The sequence below is a fragment of the Pseudochryseolinea flava genome, from assembly GCF_003286915.1.
Lineage (GTDB): Bacteria > Bacteroidota > Bacteroidia > Cytophagales > Cyclobacteriaceae > Ohtaekwangia > Ohtaekwangia flava.
The window spans coordinates 44,081-61,439 of record NZ_QMFY01000013.1; the positions used below are offsets into that span (position 1 = coordinate 44,081).

At 43.6% G+C, this 17,359-nt stretch carries 12 protein-coding genes; 8 read left to right on the forward strand and 4 right to left on the reverse strand.

Annotation, left to right across the window (positions count from 1 at the left end):
* Positions 1 to 18: 18 nt before the first annotated feature.
* From DQQ10_RS20720 to DQQ10_RS20755, 8 genes are all read left to right on the forward strand, one after another.
* On the forward strand, positions 19 to 1,617 hold the full coding sequence (locus DQQ10_RS20720) for a RagB/SusD family nutrient uptake outer membrane protein (RefSeq protein WP_112748836.1): 1,599 nt from the start codon (positions 19 to 21) through the stop codon (positions 1,615 to 1,617).
* A 26-nt stretch (positions 1,618 to 1,643) separates the two neighbouring features.
* A complete protein-coding gene (locus DQQ10_RS20725; protein ID WP_112748837.1) occupies positions 1,644 to 3,959 on the forward strand; it encodes an arylsulfatase in 2,316 nt (771 codons plus the stop codon).
* 240 nt (positions 3,960 to 4,199) lie between these two features.
* Complete coding sequence (locus DQQ10_RS20730) at positions 4,200 to 4,379, forward strand: hypothetical protein (RefSeq protein ID WP_112748838.1); 180 nt, start codon at positions 4,200 to 4,202, stop codon at positions 4,377 to 4,379.
* Complete coding sequence (locus DQQ10_RS20735) at positions 4,376 to 5,314, forward strand: sterol desaturase family protein (RefSeq protein WP_112748839.1); 939 nt, start codon at positions 4,376 to 4,378, stop codon at positions 5,312 to 5,314. Before DQQ10_RS20730 ends, DQQ10_RS20735 begins: the two co-directional genes overlap by 4 nt.
* Positions 5,315 to 5,349: 35 nt before the next feature.
* Positions 5,350 to 7,218 carry an arylsulfatase gene (locus tag DQQ10_RS20740; protein ID WP_112748840.1) on the forward strand — a complete coding sequence of 623 codons (1,869 nt, stop codon included), beginning with the start codon at positions 5,350 to 5,352 and terminating at the stop codon, positions 7,216 to 7,218.
* 6 nt (positions 7,219 to 7,224) lie between these two features.
* A complete protein-coding gene (locus tag DQQ10_RS20745) occupies positions 7,225 to 7,710 on the forward strand; it encodes a hypothetical protein (RefSeq protein WP_112748841.1) in 486 nt (161 codons plus the stop codon).
* Between the two features lie 22 nt (positions 7,711 to 7,732).
* Positions 7,733 to 8,083, forward strand: coding sequence for a HEAT repeat domain-containing protein (locus tag DQQ10_RS20750; RefSeq protein WP_112748842.1), 351 nt, complete (start codon positions 7,733 to 7,735; stop codon positions 8,081 to 8,083).
* 351 nt (positions 8,084 to 8,434) lie between these two features.
* Positions 8,435 to 8,809, forward strand: coding sequence for a response regulator (locus DQQ10_RS20755; RefSeq protein WP_112748843.1), 375 nt, complete (start codon positions 8,435 to 8,437; stop codon positions 8,807 to 8,809).
* Positions 8,810 to 8,883: 74 nt separating this feature from the next.
* Here the strand turns inward: DQQ10_RS20755 and DQQ10_RS20760 are convergent, their stop codons facing one another.
* The 4 genes from DQQ10_RS20760 to DQQ10_RS20775 form a co-directional block, all read right to left on the reverse strand.
* The gene (locus tag DQQ10_RS20760; RefSeq protein WP_112748844.1) at positions 8,884 to 9,960 is read right to left on the reverse strand and encodes an endo-1,4-beta-xylanase; all 1,077 of its coding nucleotides are present in this window, start codon (positions 9,958 to 9,960) and stop codon (positions 8,884 to 8,886) included.
* 128 nt (positions 9,961 to 10,088) lie between these two features.
* Entirely contained in the window at positions 10,089 to 12,134 is a 2,046-nt protein-coding gene (locus DQQ10_RS20765) for an endo-1,4-beta-xylanase (protein ID WP_112748845.1), read from the reverse strand.
* A gap of 18 nt (positions 12,135 to 12,152) precedes the next feature.
* Positions 12,153 to 13,955 (reverse strand): RagB/SusD family nutrient uptake outer membrane protein, encoded by a 1,803-nt coding sequence (locus DQQ10_RS20770; protein WP_112748846.1) that lies wholly within the window; start codon positions 13,953 to 13,955, stop codon positions 12,153 to 12,155.
* An 11-nt stretch (positions 13,956 to 13,966) separates the two neighbouring features.
* Positions 13,967 to 17,092 (reverse strand): SusC/RagA family TonB-linked outer membrane protein, encoded by a 3,126-nt coding sequence (locus tag DQQ10_RS20775; RefSeq protein ID WP_112748847.1) that lies wholly within the window; start codon positions 17,090 to 17,092, stop codon positions 13,967 to 13,969.
* Positions 17,093 to 17,359: the final 267 nt, after the last annotated feature.

A 17,359-nucleotide genomic window follows, 5' to 3' on the forward strand; every position in this document is an offset into this window, starting at 1 on the left:
TCAACAATAAGTATTCGTATGAAAAAATATTTTAGCTATATCATCGCTGGCCTTTCTATTTTGTCGTTCTCGGCGTGTGAATCCTTCCTAGAAGAAAATCCAAAACGATTCATTAAGGAAGATGATTACTATAAGACACCAGCAGATGCGTTGACAGCCGTAAACGCTGCATACTTCTTTTTTAACGGTGGCGGTTTAACTGGATCTGGCCAATCGGCATACAATTCACTTCTTCAAGTTGGGATGGAGTTCGCTACCGACGAACAATATCCAGGTCCGGGAGCAACAAATGCTGATGTGAGGTCATTGTCGGTTCATAATCACTCGTCTGCCAACAGAACTTTTTTCGAGAATTGGCAGCAACACTACGCGGGTATACGTCGTGCAAATGCTGTTATCCATAAAGTTCCGAACATCGACTTTGGTACGAATACCGCGCTGAAGGAGCGTTATATTGGGGAAGCTAAATTTATTCGCGCGTTTATCTATTTTAATCTCGTGCGGTTGTGGGGTGATGTTCCATTGATTACAGTATATCAAACTGATGTTGCCGCGTCAGCTTACTACATTGAGAAGTCTACAACGGAAGAGGTATACGCACAAATCGAAAAGGATTTAACTGAAGCTGCGACTGTATTACCTAACAAATATAGCGGTAGCGACATCGGACGAATTACCGCAGGCGCTGCGAAAACGTTGCTCGCAAAAGTATACTTGACAAAAGCTTCATTCCCCCTAAGAATCGATGGACATTATACCGATGCTATCGCGAAAATCGAAGAGGTGCTATCACCAATCGATGGTGGTACAGGAGACTATGGCTATAACCTTCGCTCGAACTATGCCGATGTATTTCTTCCTAACACCGAGAACAATGAAGAGCACATCTTCTCAGCACAATTCATGTCGAACTATCAAAGCTCGGGAAGAAATGATTTCCCGCGAACGTTGCCGCGATTTCCACAGTCGTTTGGAATCATTGGATCATATGCTGATCAAGTAAACTTTTACAAAAAAGGGGACGACAAATCGTTTAGCGTATACAAACTTTACAAGAAGAACGACAAGCGACGAAAGGTCACTTTCGCCACGCGCTTTGTGAATCCAAAGAATGGTGCTGTGTTCGGCACGCCTGTCGCAAACTCAGCATACCCTGGTGATTCAATTCCTTTTTTCAACAAGGCATACGACCCTTCTGCTTTTGTCGGTGTGCCCGCCGAAGCTGCCACGAATGTAACGCTCTTACGTTATGCTGAAGCCCTATTGATTCACGCTGAGGCCGAGAATGAACTTAATGGTCCAACCGATAAAGCGTACAAGTCATTTAATCGAATTCGTAGTCGCGCCGGATTACCTGAACTGACGCCCGGGCTTACGAAAGATCAATTTCGTGATTCTTTATACCTCGATCGTGAATTGGAGTTGGTGTACGAATATCAGCGTTGGTTTGATTTGATCAGACAAAGAAATGCTGCAGATCAACCGGTGTTTGTTGACAAACTGCACGCGGCTGGAAAGACAAACGCGGTGGACAGAAATCGCTGGTTCCCGATTCCACAAATGGAGTTAGACAACAACCCACTTCTTAAACAACATGATCTCTGGAAAGACAAATAATAACGACAACAACCCTTCTCAAAAATATGCTTAAAAATATTCAACATCTTACTGCAGGTGTATTGCTAACGACGTTGAGCGTTGGTATGACATTCGCGCAAAATAGTCCGACGCAACCCTATCAAGGAAAGATCGGTCGTAACCTTGCTGAAACCCAACAATGGTGGCAAGAGAAAAAGAAAGCACCAGCCAACGCACCCAACGTTGTTTGGATTTTATTGGATGATGTAGGCTATGGTGCCATCAGTACATTTGGTGGACTCATTCAAACACCAACACTGGATCATCTCGCGAACAATGGTCTGCGCTACACGAACTTCCATACTACTGCGATTTGTTCGCCTACGCGCGCTGCATTGTTGACGGGAAGAAATTCTCACTCGGTGCATATGGGATTGTTTCCAACAACAGCCATCGGTGCGCCGGGGTATGATGGTTACATGCCATTTGAAAAAGCTACCATCGCAGAGATTTTACGTGAGAACGGATACAACACCTACGCAGTAGGGAAGTGGCATCTAACGCCTCCTTCCGATGCAACTGCAATCGGCCCATTCAACCGTTGGCCTACTGGTCGTGGCTTCGATCACTTCTACGGCTTCTTGGGTGGATCAACCGATCAATGGCATCCTACAACGTGGGATGATACTCGTAAAGTAGAGCCGGAAGCCGATGGAAAACATTTTAACACACGTATTGCAGACAAAGCCATTGCGTACATCGCCGAACAAAAATCAGTTAGTGCTGAGAAACCTTTCTTCCTTTACTACGCACCAGGTGCTGGACACTCTCCTCATCAAGTGGCCAAAGAATGGTCTGACAAGTACAAGGGGAAGTTCGACGCAGGGTGGGATCAATATCGTGAAACAGTTTTGCAACGGCAGATCGCACTCGGTGTTGTTCCAAAGAATACAACGTTAACACCGCGTAATACTGGCGTGAAAGCATGGGAAACGTTGAGTGCCGATGAAAAGAAATTATTCGCGCGCTTTATGGAAGTGTATGCAGGTTTTGTTGAACAAACCGACTACGAAATTGGCAGAGTGATTTCGTACCTCAAAAAGATCAATCAGTTTGAAAATACATTGATCATTGTTTCTGTTGGCGACAACGGTGCAAGTAAGGAAGGAACCTTTGTGGGTATCGTGAACCGTAACGATCCATCATGGACAGAGGAACAACGTTTTCAAAAAAACTTGGAAGACATTAATCTTTTAGGGACAGAAGCATCCAAGGCAAATTATCCGCTGGGTTGGGCTGCTGCTGCAAACACGCCATTCCGCCAATGGAAGCAAGATGCAAACTCTGAGGGGGGTACGCGTAATCCATTAATTATTCATTACCCTAAAGGTATTCAAGACAAGGGCGCAATCAGAAATCAGTATTCCCATTTAATTGACATACTTCCAACAACAATAGAATTGGCAGGTGCACAAGTTCCGACAATTATTAACGGATATAGGCAAGAACCGATTGAAGGAACAAGTTTGGTGTACAGCCTTGCAAATGCAAAAGCGCCATCGCGCCATACCGTTCAACATTATGAAATCATGGGATCACGTGCGATTTACAAAGACGGATGGAAAGCGGGGACGTTGCACAAGAAAGGTGAAGACTTTTCTCAAGATAAGTGGGAGTTGTATAATGTCAACGAAGACTTTAATGAGCTGCAAGATTTGGCGGCGAAGTATCCAGATAAACTTAAGGAGCTTCAGGAACTTTTTGATAGTGAAGCTGCGAAGTTCAATATCTATCCTTTAAAAGATGGCACGGAAAAACAACTTGACTATACGAAGTTGTTTCAAAATCACGATGCGAACCGTGTGGTTTTCTATCCTGAAGCATCACAGGTGTTTGGTGTAGCAAGTCCAATCACACCTTTGAAATCATATACGATTACCGCGGATGCTGAGATTACGAAAGGGACGGAAGGCGTTCTCTTTTCAGTCGGTGGCCGCTTTGGTGGTGTAAGCTTATTCGTTAAGGATGGAAAATTTGTGGTCGCTAACAATAACGGATTCAAGATCACGCACCTTGTTTCCGACAAAGTTGTTCCGGTTGGAAAAGTGAAATTGCGTTATGTGCTTAACTACAAAGAAGCAAAAGAGAGTAATGACGCGGCAGGAATACACCAGTTGTACATCAACGATACAAAGGTGGCAGAAGGGCAGATCGTGAAGTCACAAGCCAACATTAAAAGTAATGATGAGATCAACGTTGGTAAAGATTTGATCACGCAAGTATCAGATCGTTACAAAGGACCGTTTGCCTTTACGGGTAAGCTTGAAAGTGTGGTCGTTGAAAGCGGTGATCATGTTTCGCTTTCACTTGGTTCCAGATAAAAAAAACAGTAGTCAAGATATTCGTGGAAACGCCGCGATAAACCCCACTCTGCTTCGTGGTGGAAGGCGAGTGGGGGTCTTGTCTCTTGAACGTTAAAATGTTGTTTTATATGCGCCTTATTGATTTGAAAATACTTGCGATGAAGATTGCTGTCGGTGTGATCGTAGCGCTCGTGCCATTCTTCATCCTTTACTTAGGTGTTCTGCTTACTCAAAATTTGTTGTCCTAAACTTTTTCCTATGAATATAGAACCAGCCATTGCAAATCGTATAGTCAAGAATGTACTTGTGAGTCTTTTGATTTATGCCTTACCCATCGTATTGATGTTCTTAAGCTTTTATTTGAGCGGTGAACGTCCTTGGAAGAAGAACTCTAACTCGGCAGTGAACAGCCAAAATGAAAAAACGATCCAGCCATGATAAAGTTTATTGAAGCGATATTTCAGAATTTGAGTACCTGGGGATTACCTGTACTCGTATTGATTGTCGGTGTAATTGAGTTTGCACTTGGATTATACAAGAAACATTGGAATAGAAATGAAATTATTCTAGACATTGTTTGCTATACCGTTCCGAAGATTGTAGTGCGTCCTTTTGTTGCCTACTTCGGTTTAAAATTTTTACCGTACGCGCTCCCTGGTTTGAGAGAGGCCTTTAGCTGGATTCCATTCTGGTGGGGCTTCCTCATCATCGCTGTCTTTGATGACCTTACTCAATATTGGTATCATAGGCTTCATCATGAAATACCTTTCCTCTGGCGGTTTCATCGCACGCATCATTCTGCACCTTACATGGGCATGGCCATGGCGAGTCGACAAAATGTGATTTATACGATATTCTTCTCACAAACATATCTCACAACAACGTTGGTGTATCTCGGACTAGGCTATCCTGCGCTTTTTGTAAAAGGAATCAAATCACTGATAACAACCGCTGCGCATTCGAGTATTCCCTGGGATAAACCATTCTATAAAATCAAATGGCTCAATCCTATTGCGTGGGTATTAGAACGATTGATCTCTACCCCAGCAACACACCACGCTCATCACGCAGCGTCAAACGATGATGGTATCGGTCACTACAAAGGAAATTTTGGAAACATGTTCTTTGTATGGGATATCATCTTTGGTACTGGAATTATCACGCGGAAATATCCAGCGGCGTACGGACTGAAATACTATCAAGGCGAAGAGTGGTACGCACAATTTTTATGGCCAATTCTCAAATCTAAAAAAGAAGGAAGTGAGTTGTCCGCAAATGGCCCAATGGTTTCTGATGAAGTGATTCTAAAAGAATTGCCGAAGGAAGACAGTGATCTGAAGGAAAGCACGGCGCCGTCGTTGAATTTGACATGACACAACTTTATCAACTAACTGCTCTCAAATAAAATATGAAAAAGGTATTCAATCCATTTATATACATGCTCATGTTACTACTGGGCATTTCCATTGCTAACACATTCGCTCAAACCGCAGAGTGGAAAGGCACCATTGACAAATCCGTAAAACGTTCACAAGCGTTTAAGCAAGATTTCTCACGTAAATCACCAGAGGGTGCACCGAACGTGATCTGGATTCTTCTTGATGACGTAGGGTATGGAGCAACATCTGCCTTTGGAGGGTTGATCAACACGCCTAATCTTGATAGTCTCGCGAATCAGGGTTTGCGATTTACAAATTTTCATACGGCGGGAATTTGTTCGCCAACGCGCGCTGCGCTATTAACAGGAAGAAATCATCACTCAGTAGGCATGGGGTTGTTTCCGCATTATTACCTCTCTGCAGATTTTCCTGGATACAATGGATACATTCAACCACAGAAAGGCACGATTGCGGAAGTACTTCGTGAAAATGGTTACAGTACATATCAACTTGGAAAATGGCATTTGACTCCTGACGCGGAAAACACAGACCTTGGACCTTTTGATCGATGGCCATCAGGAAAAGGCTTCGATCATAATTTTGGCTTCTTGGGTGGTGCGACTGATCAGTACAAACCCGATTTAGTTGAGGACAATCAACATGTAACACCCGATGGAAGACATTTGAATGAATTGTTAACTGACAAGGCGATTGGTTATCTGAAGCGCCAACAAAAGGGAGCACCTAACAAACCATTTTTCTTGTACTATGCTACCGGTGCTGGGCACGCGCCGCATCAGGTAGACAAAGTTTGGTCGGATAAATACAAAGGTAAATTTGATGGTGGTTGGGATGCCTATCGCGAACAGGTATTTGCAAATCAAAAGAAGCTTGGTGTGATTCCATCCAATGCAAAATTGCCGGAGCGAAACAATTACATTAAAGCGTGGAAGGACGTTCCTGCAGACGAGAAAAAACTGTATGCACGTTTTATGGAAGTGTATGCCGGATTTCTTGAGCAAACGGATCATGAGATCGGTCGTCTTTTTCAATATTTGGAATCATCAGGACAATTGCAGAATACAGCTGTGTTTGTGATCATTGGCGACAATGGTGGAAGTAAAGAAGGTCTTGAATATGGTGTAACGACGAAGTCGATACGCTTTGGTGCCGATAACATTACGCGTGAGGAGTATAAGAAATTTGTGCTAGGTGAGTATGATAAAATTGGTACGAAAGAAGTTGCCACGGTTGCCAACTATCCTTTAGGATGGGCACAAGCAACCAATACACCTTTCAAGTTTTGGAAGAGCGATGCCAACGCAGAAGGTGCTACACATAATCCATTAATAGTGTATTATCCGAAAGGAATTTCTGAAAAGGGTGGTGTAAGAAATCAATATGCTCATCTCATCGATTTGTTCCCCACGGTTACAGAATTGGCGGGCGTAAAACAGCCGGAGACGATTCGTGGAATAAAACAAGACCCTTTGCATGGAACGAGCTTAGCCTATGCGTTGCAAGATAAAAATGCGCCCGCGCGCCATACGCAGCAGTACTACACGATTTTCGGAAATCGGGCGATCTACAAAGATGGATGGAAAGCGGCCGCGGCACATCGACCGAATTCTCTGGATTTATTTACGTATGCTGATGAGGCGAAGACCGTAATTGAAAACGATCCAGATAAAGATGTTTGGGAGTTGTATCATATCAGTGATGATTTTAATGAACTCAATAACCTTGCTGCGAAGCATCCGGAAAAATTGAAGGAGTTGAAAGCATTGTTCGATGCGGAAGCTGTCAAGTACAATATTTATCCTTTGATTGATATTGAGTATGCGGCGCAGCGATTCAAGGAACAACAGGCTCGTCAGCAACAGCAAGCGAAGAAATAAACTGATATGAAAGAGATCGTCATCAAGATTTCATTAAGCATGTTGCTACTCATCGGAGTGACCACAGCTTTCAATACACGTAAGGATCGTGATTTTGGAACACATCAACTCGATGTAGAAACGAAGAAGGCTGTTCTTAAAGTACTTGATGAATACATGATCACGTTCAATGCGAAGAACTTGAAAGCGTGGGAAGCGACCTATCACTTTCCACACTTTCGATTGGCCAGTGGACGAATGTCTGTTCTCGAAAATGCAGGCGAGCGCGATTCTACAAAAGTGTTTGTCGAACTTTCAAAGGCAGGGTGGCACCGGAGTGCATGGGATCATCGAAATATCGTGCAGGGTGATTCTTCTAAAGTACACATCGATACAAAGTTTTCGCGCTATCGCGCTGATGGTTCGAAGATTGCCAGTTATGAGTCTTTGTACATCGTTACCAAAGAGAAGGGAAGGTGGGGCGTGAAGATGCGTTCGAGCTATGCGGAGTAGAGATTATTAAAACTTAAAAAGTATGCGGGAGAAAATATCAAGAGCGTCGGAAGTTAATCTTTATGACGTCGTTAAGCGCTTAGATGATCGCGATCCCAATGTACGCGAATCAGCGGCAACGTATTGTGCGATCCATGGTAAACAAACGACTTGTGTTCGACAGGAATTGATTAATCATATTGATGATCCCGAGATAGCCGTGCGCATATCGCTGGCGGAAGCGCTCTATCATTCTGGTGAAAGACAGTGTAGTTTGCGGGTAATTAATCAAGCGTTAATTAGCCACGATATGGCTATACGCATTCATGCACTGCAACTGCTGGAGTCATTCGGATACGACGTTACCTCAGCAAAACGGATTACAGGTGCGTAGATCAAGTCTTGTTCACGTTTAAAATGATTCTTAGCGGCCACTAGCCGTATCGTTGTGCGATGCCACGTGCCGTAGGGCAACCCATTTTCTCAATGACTTTTGATTTTTACCCTGTTTATTTCGAACGACTGAAAATAAGACTTCAATTACCAAAGCACAGATAAGTGGTCGCATTCGTCGCTCGACTTGTTTTATAAAGCGTGAAGCGTTAAGGTGTAATTCTAAAGGGGGATGATCGTTGTTTGAACTTTATTTTTTTACGATTCATGGGGAATGAATTTTCGGTTACATGTGTTTCGTGTAATGTATTCACGATTTCCAGAGCCGAATTTTTAATCTTAATGAGCAATCATGGTTGTATTATATGTTGACGACGATGCCGATGATCTGCAGTTGTTTAACGAAGCGGTAAAGGAAGTTGACCCCGCCATTATTTTCATTGCAGCAAGTAGTGCAGAAGAGGCCTTAAATTTTCTTCACGGTGAACTTCTCCCTGATCAGATCTTCATGGATATCAACATGCCCGTGATGAATGGTATTGAGTGCCTAACACGCATCAGAAGCACTGAACGTATAAAGCACGTACCGGTCGTCATGTTGTCTACCTCACAGAATGTTTCGGACATAGAACAATCGAACGCGCTTCAAGCGGACTTTATTAGTAAACCTAATTCATTTCGAAACTTAGTGGCAGAACTGACCACGCGGTTGAAGCAGCTGAAGTAAAATGTTGCAAGCCTCAAGTTTCAAGCTGCAAGTAAGTAATCAGGATTGAAAATGAAATTGGTAACCACGTGAGGTTAGTGAGCCTCTCGCACGACTTCCCAATATGCACGTTTCGGTTTGTAATGTTGATCGAAGAGAAGTGGGTAGTTCTTTCTTCCTTTTACAGGATAAAAATCCAGCCAGGTGTATCGATCTGAGACATTCCAGAATGTAATACCTGTAATCACGCTTTTGTATTTTATAAATGTTTCAAAAAACATTTTGTACTGCGCAACCTGTTTTTCTTCAAGATCCGGCGTGTATGTATCCGTTTCTCCGGGCTTCTTTTCGCGATCAAATTTCTCCCACTTGTAAACCGATACATCCAGTTCTGTGAATTGAATTTTTAATCCTAGCGATGAAAACTGTTTAATAGCATCTTCAAGCTCCTGACGTGTAGGTTCGAAAATAGACCAGTGTGCCTGCAAGCCAACGCCGTGGATGGGAACTTTCGCATCAACTAGTTTTTTGAGAAGCTTATATACGCGTTCTCTTTTTTCAGGACGCTCGGTGTTGTAATCGTTATAGAAAAGTAATGCATCAGGATCTGCAGCATGTGCGTACTCAAATGCTTTAACAATAAACTCTTCACCACAGATCTGATACCATAGAGAATTACGGAGAAGATTTTTTGGATCATCATCAATGGCTTCGTTAACAACATCCCATGCATATATTTTTCCTTTGTATCGCGATACCACAGTAGTGATGTGATCTTTCAACCTTCCCAGTAAAACTTGCTTCGATACAAGTTTCCCCTGTGAATCCTTGAAGAACCAATCACCGGTTTGTTGATGCCAGCAAAGTGCATGGCCGCGAACCTTCAGATTATTTTTCTGTGCAAATGCTACAATGTTGTCGGCGTCTTTCCAGTGATAACGATTTTCTTCAGGATGGATTGGCCCCGGCTTCATCACGTTTTCCGGTGTAATGCTGTTGAAATGTTTGAGGATAAATTTTCCTTCAAAACCCTCAAGCGATGCAGGCGATACGGCTACACCCATTGGAAAGTAATCTTTGAAATAATCTTTTAGGCCGATGGTGGTATCTTGTTGTGCAAACAGTGACGAGTGAACAACTAGAAGAAGTATTGTAGTAAACCAATTTTTCATAATGATATTTGTAACTGAGTGGAATTTATAAGATTAAGTTAATGATTTATCTCGTACAGAATCTTATTGAGAAGGAAAACGGCAAGGCTATCACCCTGCCGTCTCGTAACTAAATAAACCCAAAACGTTTACTGTCCCTTCAGTCCTTTGAGCACGCCTGCATAAGCTGGCTTCTTATTATAACTTTCATCAAATAGGAGAGGATAATCTCTTTTGTTTTGGTAAACAACAATCCAGCTATCAGCATCAGTGACACCCCAAATGGTAATGCCATGACGTTGTGGTGCAGGAACATATTGCAGATACATTTTAATGACATGCTCGTACATAGCGGCCTGATATCCCAGGAACATTTCATCTGGCGTGACCACAGATAAATCATTAGGATTGATGCGTATGTCGAGTTCCGAGATTCTGACTTTTAATCCAGTTTGTCCGAGCTTTCTGAACATCGTTTCAATACCGGCATATGATGTATTGAGACTGATGTGCATTTGCGTGCCGATACCATCAATCTTTGCACCCTTTTGTTTTAGTTCTTCAACATAGGCAATCAACGAATCCAGTTTTGCGCCATTTGATTCGAGGTTATAATCGTTTATAAATAGGAGCGCATCCGGATCGGCAGCTTCAGCATACTCAAATGCTTTGAGCGCCCAGTCTCTTCCAAGGTAATCAGACCAGAAGAAGAAATCAGTAGCGTTGGCAGGCACATTGCTGTTTGCACTTGTACGCAATCCGCTGTTTCCGTCAGCCATCGGTTCGTTGACAACATCCCATGCTTTCATGCGACCTTTATAGTGCTCAACAGTTTGCGTGATGAAGTTACCCAGTGCTTCATCTACAGCTTCTGCACCACCACCGGGTTCAGGTTCGGATCCAACTTCTACAAGCCTTGCGTCGTCGAACAAATAGGTAAACGCAGCGGCGCCCATATCGAACACAATGCGTGTAGCCGCCTCGTTGGCAGTAAACTCCCAGCTTAGCAATGCCCAATCAGTAGGAACATTGTAGTTGCCTGAGTATAGGGCCGATGGTTGTGTCGAAAAGCGGATATTACCACCCGCAGCTGTTGCTTTTGCCCACACTGAAAATTTATAAGCCTTTCCGATTGTTGTTGGTGTGAGATCGCTGGCAAGCTGAACAGACCACGGATTTCCTGCAGCGGGTACAGCGACCTTTAAAGCACGAGTTCCGTTTCTTACTTCACTGGCGATAGTCGCTGCTGTCATCTGTGTACCACCATTGTATTTGTTCCAGTTGGTGAAATTGTCACCTGTTCCTGCTTCAAATCCACCATTCAGAAGTAATGGCGGTGGTGTATAATTGGGATCCACTAGGGAAGCATCATCTACAAAATAGGTAAATGCAGTGGCGCCCATATCAAGGATAATGCGTGTAGCCGACTCGTTGGCTGTGAAGGTCCACGTGAGCAGGGTCCAATCGGTTGAGATATTATAGTTTGCGGAATACAATGCTGAAGGCTGTGTGGAGAACCTGATGTTGCCTCCTGCGGATGCGGCCTTTACCCAAATGGTAAATTTGTATTCTGTACCAATTGTTGTCGGTGCGGGATCGCTTGCCATTTGTACAGACCAGGGGTTTCCGGCAGCCGCTACGGCAACTTTCAGTGCACGGTTTCCGCCTCTTTTTTCATTTGATGCAGTGGTTGCAGTCATCACCGTTCCGCCGTTGTATTTACTCCAGTTGTCGAAGTTGTCACCGGACCCACTTTCGAAACCGCCATTCAGAAGAATGTTTTCACTACCACCTGTGGTTCCACCGGCAATGCCTTTCAGATAAGTCGCATTCTGATTTTGATGCCATCCGAGTGTGTGGCCAAATACTTCGACTCCAGCGTTTTCAGCGATGTCGAACATTGCGTCGGATTCCGTGAAATCTATGGTACCACCATCATCAACCAGTGCGCCGTGTTTCATTTGGTATCCAAATGTTACACTGTTGGCCTCACGAAGAACGGTGCTTCTGTACTGTTCATCATTGACAAATAAATAATATTCCACAGCAAGGCCTACCGGAAAGGTAGCAGCGTTTTTAAGTTCGCCGTTAGTGTCGGTATACTTGCCGGTGTTAAGACTTCCAAATTCTTCGTCACGGCATGCACTGAGTATGATGAGCATGATGAAGATCATTAAGTACTTTATTTTTTTCATTCGATGAAAATTTAGAGGTTAGTAACCAGGGTTCTGTGGAAACTCATCCCGGTTTGTGACCAAGTCCATTTGTGATGTTGAAGGAATAGGACGAAGAACATGGTAGTCTTGTATCTTTGGACCTGCCAATGGATTGTATTGTTTTACACGCGTGATCAGCGTCTGCGTACGCACAAGGTCGTACCAACGATGCATTTCGCCGTAGAGTTCTCGTGTTCTTTCTTCAAGAATGAATTTGATATCCACATCACTTTCACTGATTCGTGTGGCAATTGCATCAGCGGCATTTTCTGCAGATGAGTTTGTTGTTCTGAAAGCAGCGCGTTCGCGGAGCGCATTTATTTTGTCTTTTGCATTTGTAAGATTTCCAGCTTTGAATGCTGCTTCGGCAGCAATAAGATAAGTCTCGCCAAGACGCATCAGAATGATCGGACGATCAGAAGGATCGTTGTAGTGCTGACGTGTTGGATCAAGATGTTTGATCATTGTAGGAAACCATTCGTAGCTGTATTGCGAAGGTGCCATGATGAGCCCTTTTACTTTTTTGCGATCAGCCTCCGTTACTTCGTGACCGGGCATGAAAATCGCCGTGTCGCCACGTTGTAAAACACCGCGTGTTGTTGTAATCGTTGGTGCTGCAGTACCAACTGCATCTTCTCCCGCAGGAACTTCTGTCGGACGATTAAACAACCAAACTTTTTGAAAAGTGTTGTCATATCTGGAATCCACATCACGTTTGGTGAAAGCTTCATAGGTGTATGGATTTGGACGGAAGCGTCGATAAGGTCTTCCATACAAAGTTGATCGTGATACAAGTTTTACTTTTACTTCGGGTGCACCTGTAATACCGAAGTTCACATTCTGATCGGCAAGCGTGTAGAAGCTCACCCAATAGTGATTCAACCGATTTTCTTTGTTGCCATCTTCTGCGGTTGTGTTGTTGTAACCACTTTCAGAAAAAACAGGATCCGTATTTCTGTCGAGAACAAAAAGAACTTCACGGCCATACTCGTTTGTGTTACGGTATACGTCTGCATAGTTTGGCTCGAGGCCGATATCATATTGGGCGCTGTTAGCAATCAATGTATCTGCGACGGTGTAAGCACTTTCGAAATCACTCTTACCATCACCTTCTCGCGCGTTCACATTCCATCCCTTCGTTAACAATACTTTGGCAAGCAGGTGCAACGCTGCAGGTTTAGAAGCCCTTGCTTTGGATGGTGACGATGTAGGTTTATTGGGTAATGCGTTTGCTGCATCCTTGAGATCCTGAACAATCGCTTCATACACTTCTTTTACATTTGTGCGATATGCCTTCGTGTTGGGTACGGTATTGAACGTGAGATTCAATGGGACGTCTCCAAAGTTTTGGACGAGAAGAAAGTAAAAATAGGCGCGTAAAAATTTAGCCTCTGCGAGTAACTCGGTTTTGCGATCTTGAGGAAGAGCAGCGTCCGGACCGTATTGCAACACACCATTGAGGTTGTTTATCGCGGTGTAGCTATTGTTCCAGATGGATGACAATGTTCCGTTGTTGGGAAGAATAGTGTATTCATGAAACTCAGGACCACCATCTCCACCACGCGTCACTTCATCAGTGCCTGTTACACTTGATGTTGTAAAACCTTCGCTACCCCAGAAGTATCTTGTAATAGCGTATGATGCATGTACGCCAGCCTGTAGACCATCAGGTGTTGAAAAAAATTCAGGACCAAGATCTGAACGGTACTCTGATTCAAGAATATCACTGCAACTGATTGGTGCCGCCGCAAGTGATATCACGAGAAATGATATAATCTTTATACGTTGATGAATTTTCATAATCGATTGACTTAGAGTTTAATGTTAACGCCAAGGGTATACCATCTGACGGATGGAGTATTTAAACCTACTGTAATGGCTCTGGCGCTGACACCTTGATTTGTTTCTCCACCCTGTGTTTGCACCGCGCCGCCTGTACCTGTTCCTTCCGGATCGAATCCAAGACCATCACGCACAAATGGAGAATAAACTATGAAGGGATTTTGTATCGATACATAAACTTTAAACGATGTAACACGGATGCGTTCAAGCAGTTCAGAAGGTAAATTGTAACCAAGTGTGATATTCCTCACCTTCACAAAAGAAGCGTCGTAGTAACTGAGTGTTGAAGAGTATGGTAGATTGGTAACACCTCCTGTTGGTGCAGGAAATGCATTTGTAGGATTGTTCGGTGTCCAGTAGTCTACTTTATATTGATTAGGTCTCGCGCTGTTGAAGCCAAAATATCCCTGGTCGCCACCACCGTTGGTTGCGAGATATGTTGCCACCAGTGTTCCGCCCATACGTGCAAACCATACCGTCGATAGCTCAAAGTTTTTGAATGCAAAGCGATGCGTCATCCCACCAATCCATTTCGGTTGAAATGTACCAATCACAGAACGATCGAGATCTGTAATTTTTCCATCAGGTGTTCCGTCAGGCCCGCTGATATCTTTGATGCGAATTTCTCCCGGCTTGCGACTGTATGTTGCAGCTTCGACAGCATCTTCAATTTGCCAGATTCCTTCTTTCGTGAAGTCATAAATGACGTTAATAGGTTGTCCAACAAACCAACCATTTCCAATGTCGTTCTTGATCGTTGGGTCGGCAAGTCTTGTGATTTCTTCACGATTAAGTGAAATGTTGAAATCGGAGGTCCAACTGAACCCGCTTGGCGTTTCGATGTTTACGGTGCTCAGGTTGATTTCCATCCCTTTGCTGCGTGTAGACGCTGCGTTGGTCCAGTAGCTGTTGGCGCCATTGCTCCGGGGAAGTGACTTCTGAACAAGCAGATTGTCCGTGGTTTGACGATACAATTCGATAGATCCCGAAATTCTGTTGTTGAATAATCCGAAGTCTATACCAAGATTATATTGCTTGGTATCTTCCCATCGCAGATCGATGTTTGGTAACGTGCTTACAAAATATCCAAACACGTTTGTAGTGGAATAATTGTATCGGTTTTGTGCCAGTGAACCACGCGTTGCATTTGCGGGAATACCCTGATTCCCTGTTACACCATATCCTAAACGAACTTTCAGATTGTTAATCGGTTTGATTCCACTCATAAAATCTTCTTTTGATACATTCCATCCCAAGGCGAATGCAGGATAATTCAAAAATTGATTTTTTGGGAATACAGAGGAACCGTCTCGTCTGAAGGTAGCTGTTAGCAGATACTTGTCATTGAATGCGTAGTTCACCCTTCCCATGTACGACATCAAACCAGAGGTCGTGAAATTGTTGTTGTTTCCAGGAAGTGTAATGGAATTTCTATCGGCGAGACTGAAGTTGTAATACTGAACTTCTCCGAACGGGAAATTACTTCCGTTCATTTGTGTGTTAAAGTTTCTGTCCTTTTGTACACTGAATAATCCCGTGAATGATAAGCGATGTACATCGGCAAAAGTTTTTTCATATGTCAGGAGATTTTCCAAAACGTATGTCCAGGCTTCTCCGTTGGCAACAGTAGCGCTGGCTTGTTTTGTTGTACCCGCTGCAGCGTTCATGATGGTGTTTGGTCCGGTGTATGTTCCGCGATTGTCCTGACGAAAATCAACACCGACGTTAAGGCGATACTTTAGTCCGTCGACAATAGATACCTCACCATACAAGCTGTTAAATGTGCGAAGTCTTCTTCGCCGATCGACAATGTCGGTATCATTCCAAAGCGTGAGAGGATTCATGGTTGCCGTTTCGTCAACGGTTCCTGCTTGCGGATAAAGATTGGGTGTTCCGTTTGCATTGTAAACCGGGGCAAGCGGTGTGATACGCGCAATGGCGTACATTGGATTGACGCCTTCACCATTCGTGTAGTTGAGTGTATTTAAACTGTTTAATCCAACACGAATACGACTTCCGATTTTTGCATCGATGGTTGATCGAAGTGAAAATCTTTCGAAAGACTGCGGATCAAGAATACCTTGCTCTTTGAAATATCCGGCAGAGAAGCCATACGTGACATCATTTGATCCGCCAGAAATTCCAAGCTCATGATTGCTGACGTGACCATTTCGGAAAGCAACATCCTGCCAGTCGCTATCGGTACCATTGGCAATACCTTCGAGTTCCATTGGAGAATATCCTGCAGTATAACCTGAGTAATCACGAAAAGCTTTGAACTCTTTTGCATTGAAGAGATCATACTTTCCAAGTGCTTTGCTGATACCAACATAGCCATTATAGTAAATTTGTGGTGTGCCTGACTTACCTCTTTTGGTTGTAAGAATGATTACACCATTCGATCCACGAGATCCGTAAATCGCGGTAGCAGATGCATCTTTGAGTACATCAACACTGGCAATGTCATCAGAATTGATGTCGTTAATACTTCCCTGATAAGGAATACCATCTAATACAATCAAAGGATCGTTGCTTCCGCTAAGAGAACGATTACCACGAATTCTGATTTGTCCACCGGCACCAGGTCTTGATCCAGTGCGTGCAATGTCTACGCCTGCAATTCGTCCTTGCAATGCCTGCACAACGTTCGCATTGGAAACTTCTGTTAATGCAGATTGGCTAAGCGAAGCTACTGCGCCGGTGATGTCGCTTTTCTTTTGCGTACCATATCCAACCACGACTACTTCTGAAAGCGTAGCAAGACTAGGTTGCATAGTGATGTCTACCGTAGTACGTCCACCGATGGGAACTTCTTGTGAAGTGTAACCGATGAAGGAGAATACAAGTGTAACCTGATTGGGATCGGATACAGTGAGTGAATAGTTTCCGTCAGAGTCGGAAGTCGTACCTGCAGAGGTTCCCTTCACCAAGACGTTCACACCGGGCATTCCCACATTGTTTTCATCCGATACTTTTCCGGTAATGACTTGCTGAGCCGAGACCTGAAATGTTATGAAAGTGAATAAGACTAGGAAAGCAGTCGGGGTTAGTACGCGCCACCGGTCTGGATAGAATAGTAGAGTTTTTAATTTCATAAAGAGATAATTGGTTTGTGTATCGAAATCGTTTGCATTCCTTAAGGCAAAAAAAGTCCACCTCCTAAGCAGCGCATCACCTGTGGTTTAGGAGAAATTCGCGAATCGTTCAACTAAGGTCAGCGATAGAAATAAAAAATGCAACCGATTGCAAAAAATATTTTAATTATGGCTTATTTTTGTGCTTAAACAACGCTTAAACCTATTGTAACCGATTAAATATTTTGGTTATTTAGGTTGGTTTGCGCGTTGGATGTCAAACGCACA

Bases quoted from the DNA above. Each gene is read 5' to 3' on its own strand.
- DQQ10_RS20735 (WP_112748839.1), top strand. From the start codon at position 4,376: ATGATAAAGTTTATTGAAGCGATATTTCAGAATTTGAGTACCTGGGGA.
- DQQ10_RS20720 (WP_112748836.1), top strand. From the start codon at position 19: ATGAAAAAATATTTTAGCTATATCATCGCTGGCCTTTCTATTTTGTCG.
- DQQ10_RS20770 (WP_112748846.1), bottom strand. From the start codon at position 13,955: ATGAAAATTCATCAACGTATAAAGATTATATCATTTCTCGTGATATCA.
- DQQ10_RS20760 (WP_112748844.1), bottom strand. From the start codon at position 9,960: ATGAAAAATTGGTTTACTACAATACTTCTTCTAGTTGTTCACTCGTCA.
- DQQ10_RS20750 (WP_112748842.1), top strand. From the start codon at position 7,733: ATGCGGGAGAAAATATCAAGAGCGTCGGAAGTTAATCTTTATGACGTC.
- DQQ10_RS20740 (WP_112748840.1), top strand. From the start codon at position 5,350: ATGAAAAAGGTATTCAATCCATTTATATACATGCTCATGTTACTACTG.
- DQQ10_RS20775 (WP_112748847.1), bottom strand. From the start codon at position 17,092: ATGAAATTAAAAACTCTACTATTCTATCCAGACCGGTGGCGCGTACTA.
- DQQ10_RS20745 (WP_112748841.1), top strand. From the start codon at position 7,225: ATGAAAGAGATCGTCATCAAGATTTCATTAAGCATGTTGCTACTCATC.
- DQQ10_RS20765 (WP_112748845.1), bottom strand. From the start codon at position 12,134: ATGAAAAAAATAAAGTACTTAATGATCTTCATCATGCTCATCATACTC.
- DQQ10_RS20725 (WP_112748837.1), top strand. From the start codon at position 1,644: ATGCTTAAAAATATTCAACATCTTACTGCAGGTGTATTGCTAACGACG.
- DQQ10_RS20755 (WP_112748843.1), top strand. From the start codon at position 8,435: ATGGTTGTATTATATGTTGACGACGATGCCGATGATCTGCAGTTGTTT.
- DQQ10_RS20730 (WP_112748838.1), top strand. From the start codon at position 4,200: ATGAATATAGAACCAGCCATTGCAAATCGTATAGTCAAGAATGTACTT.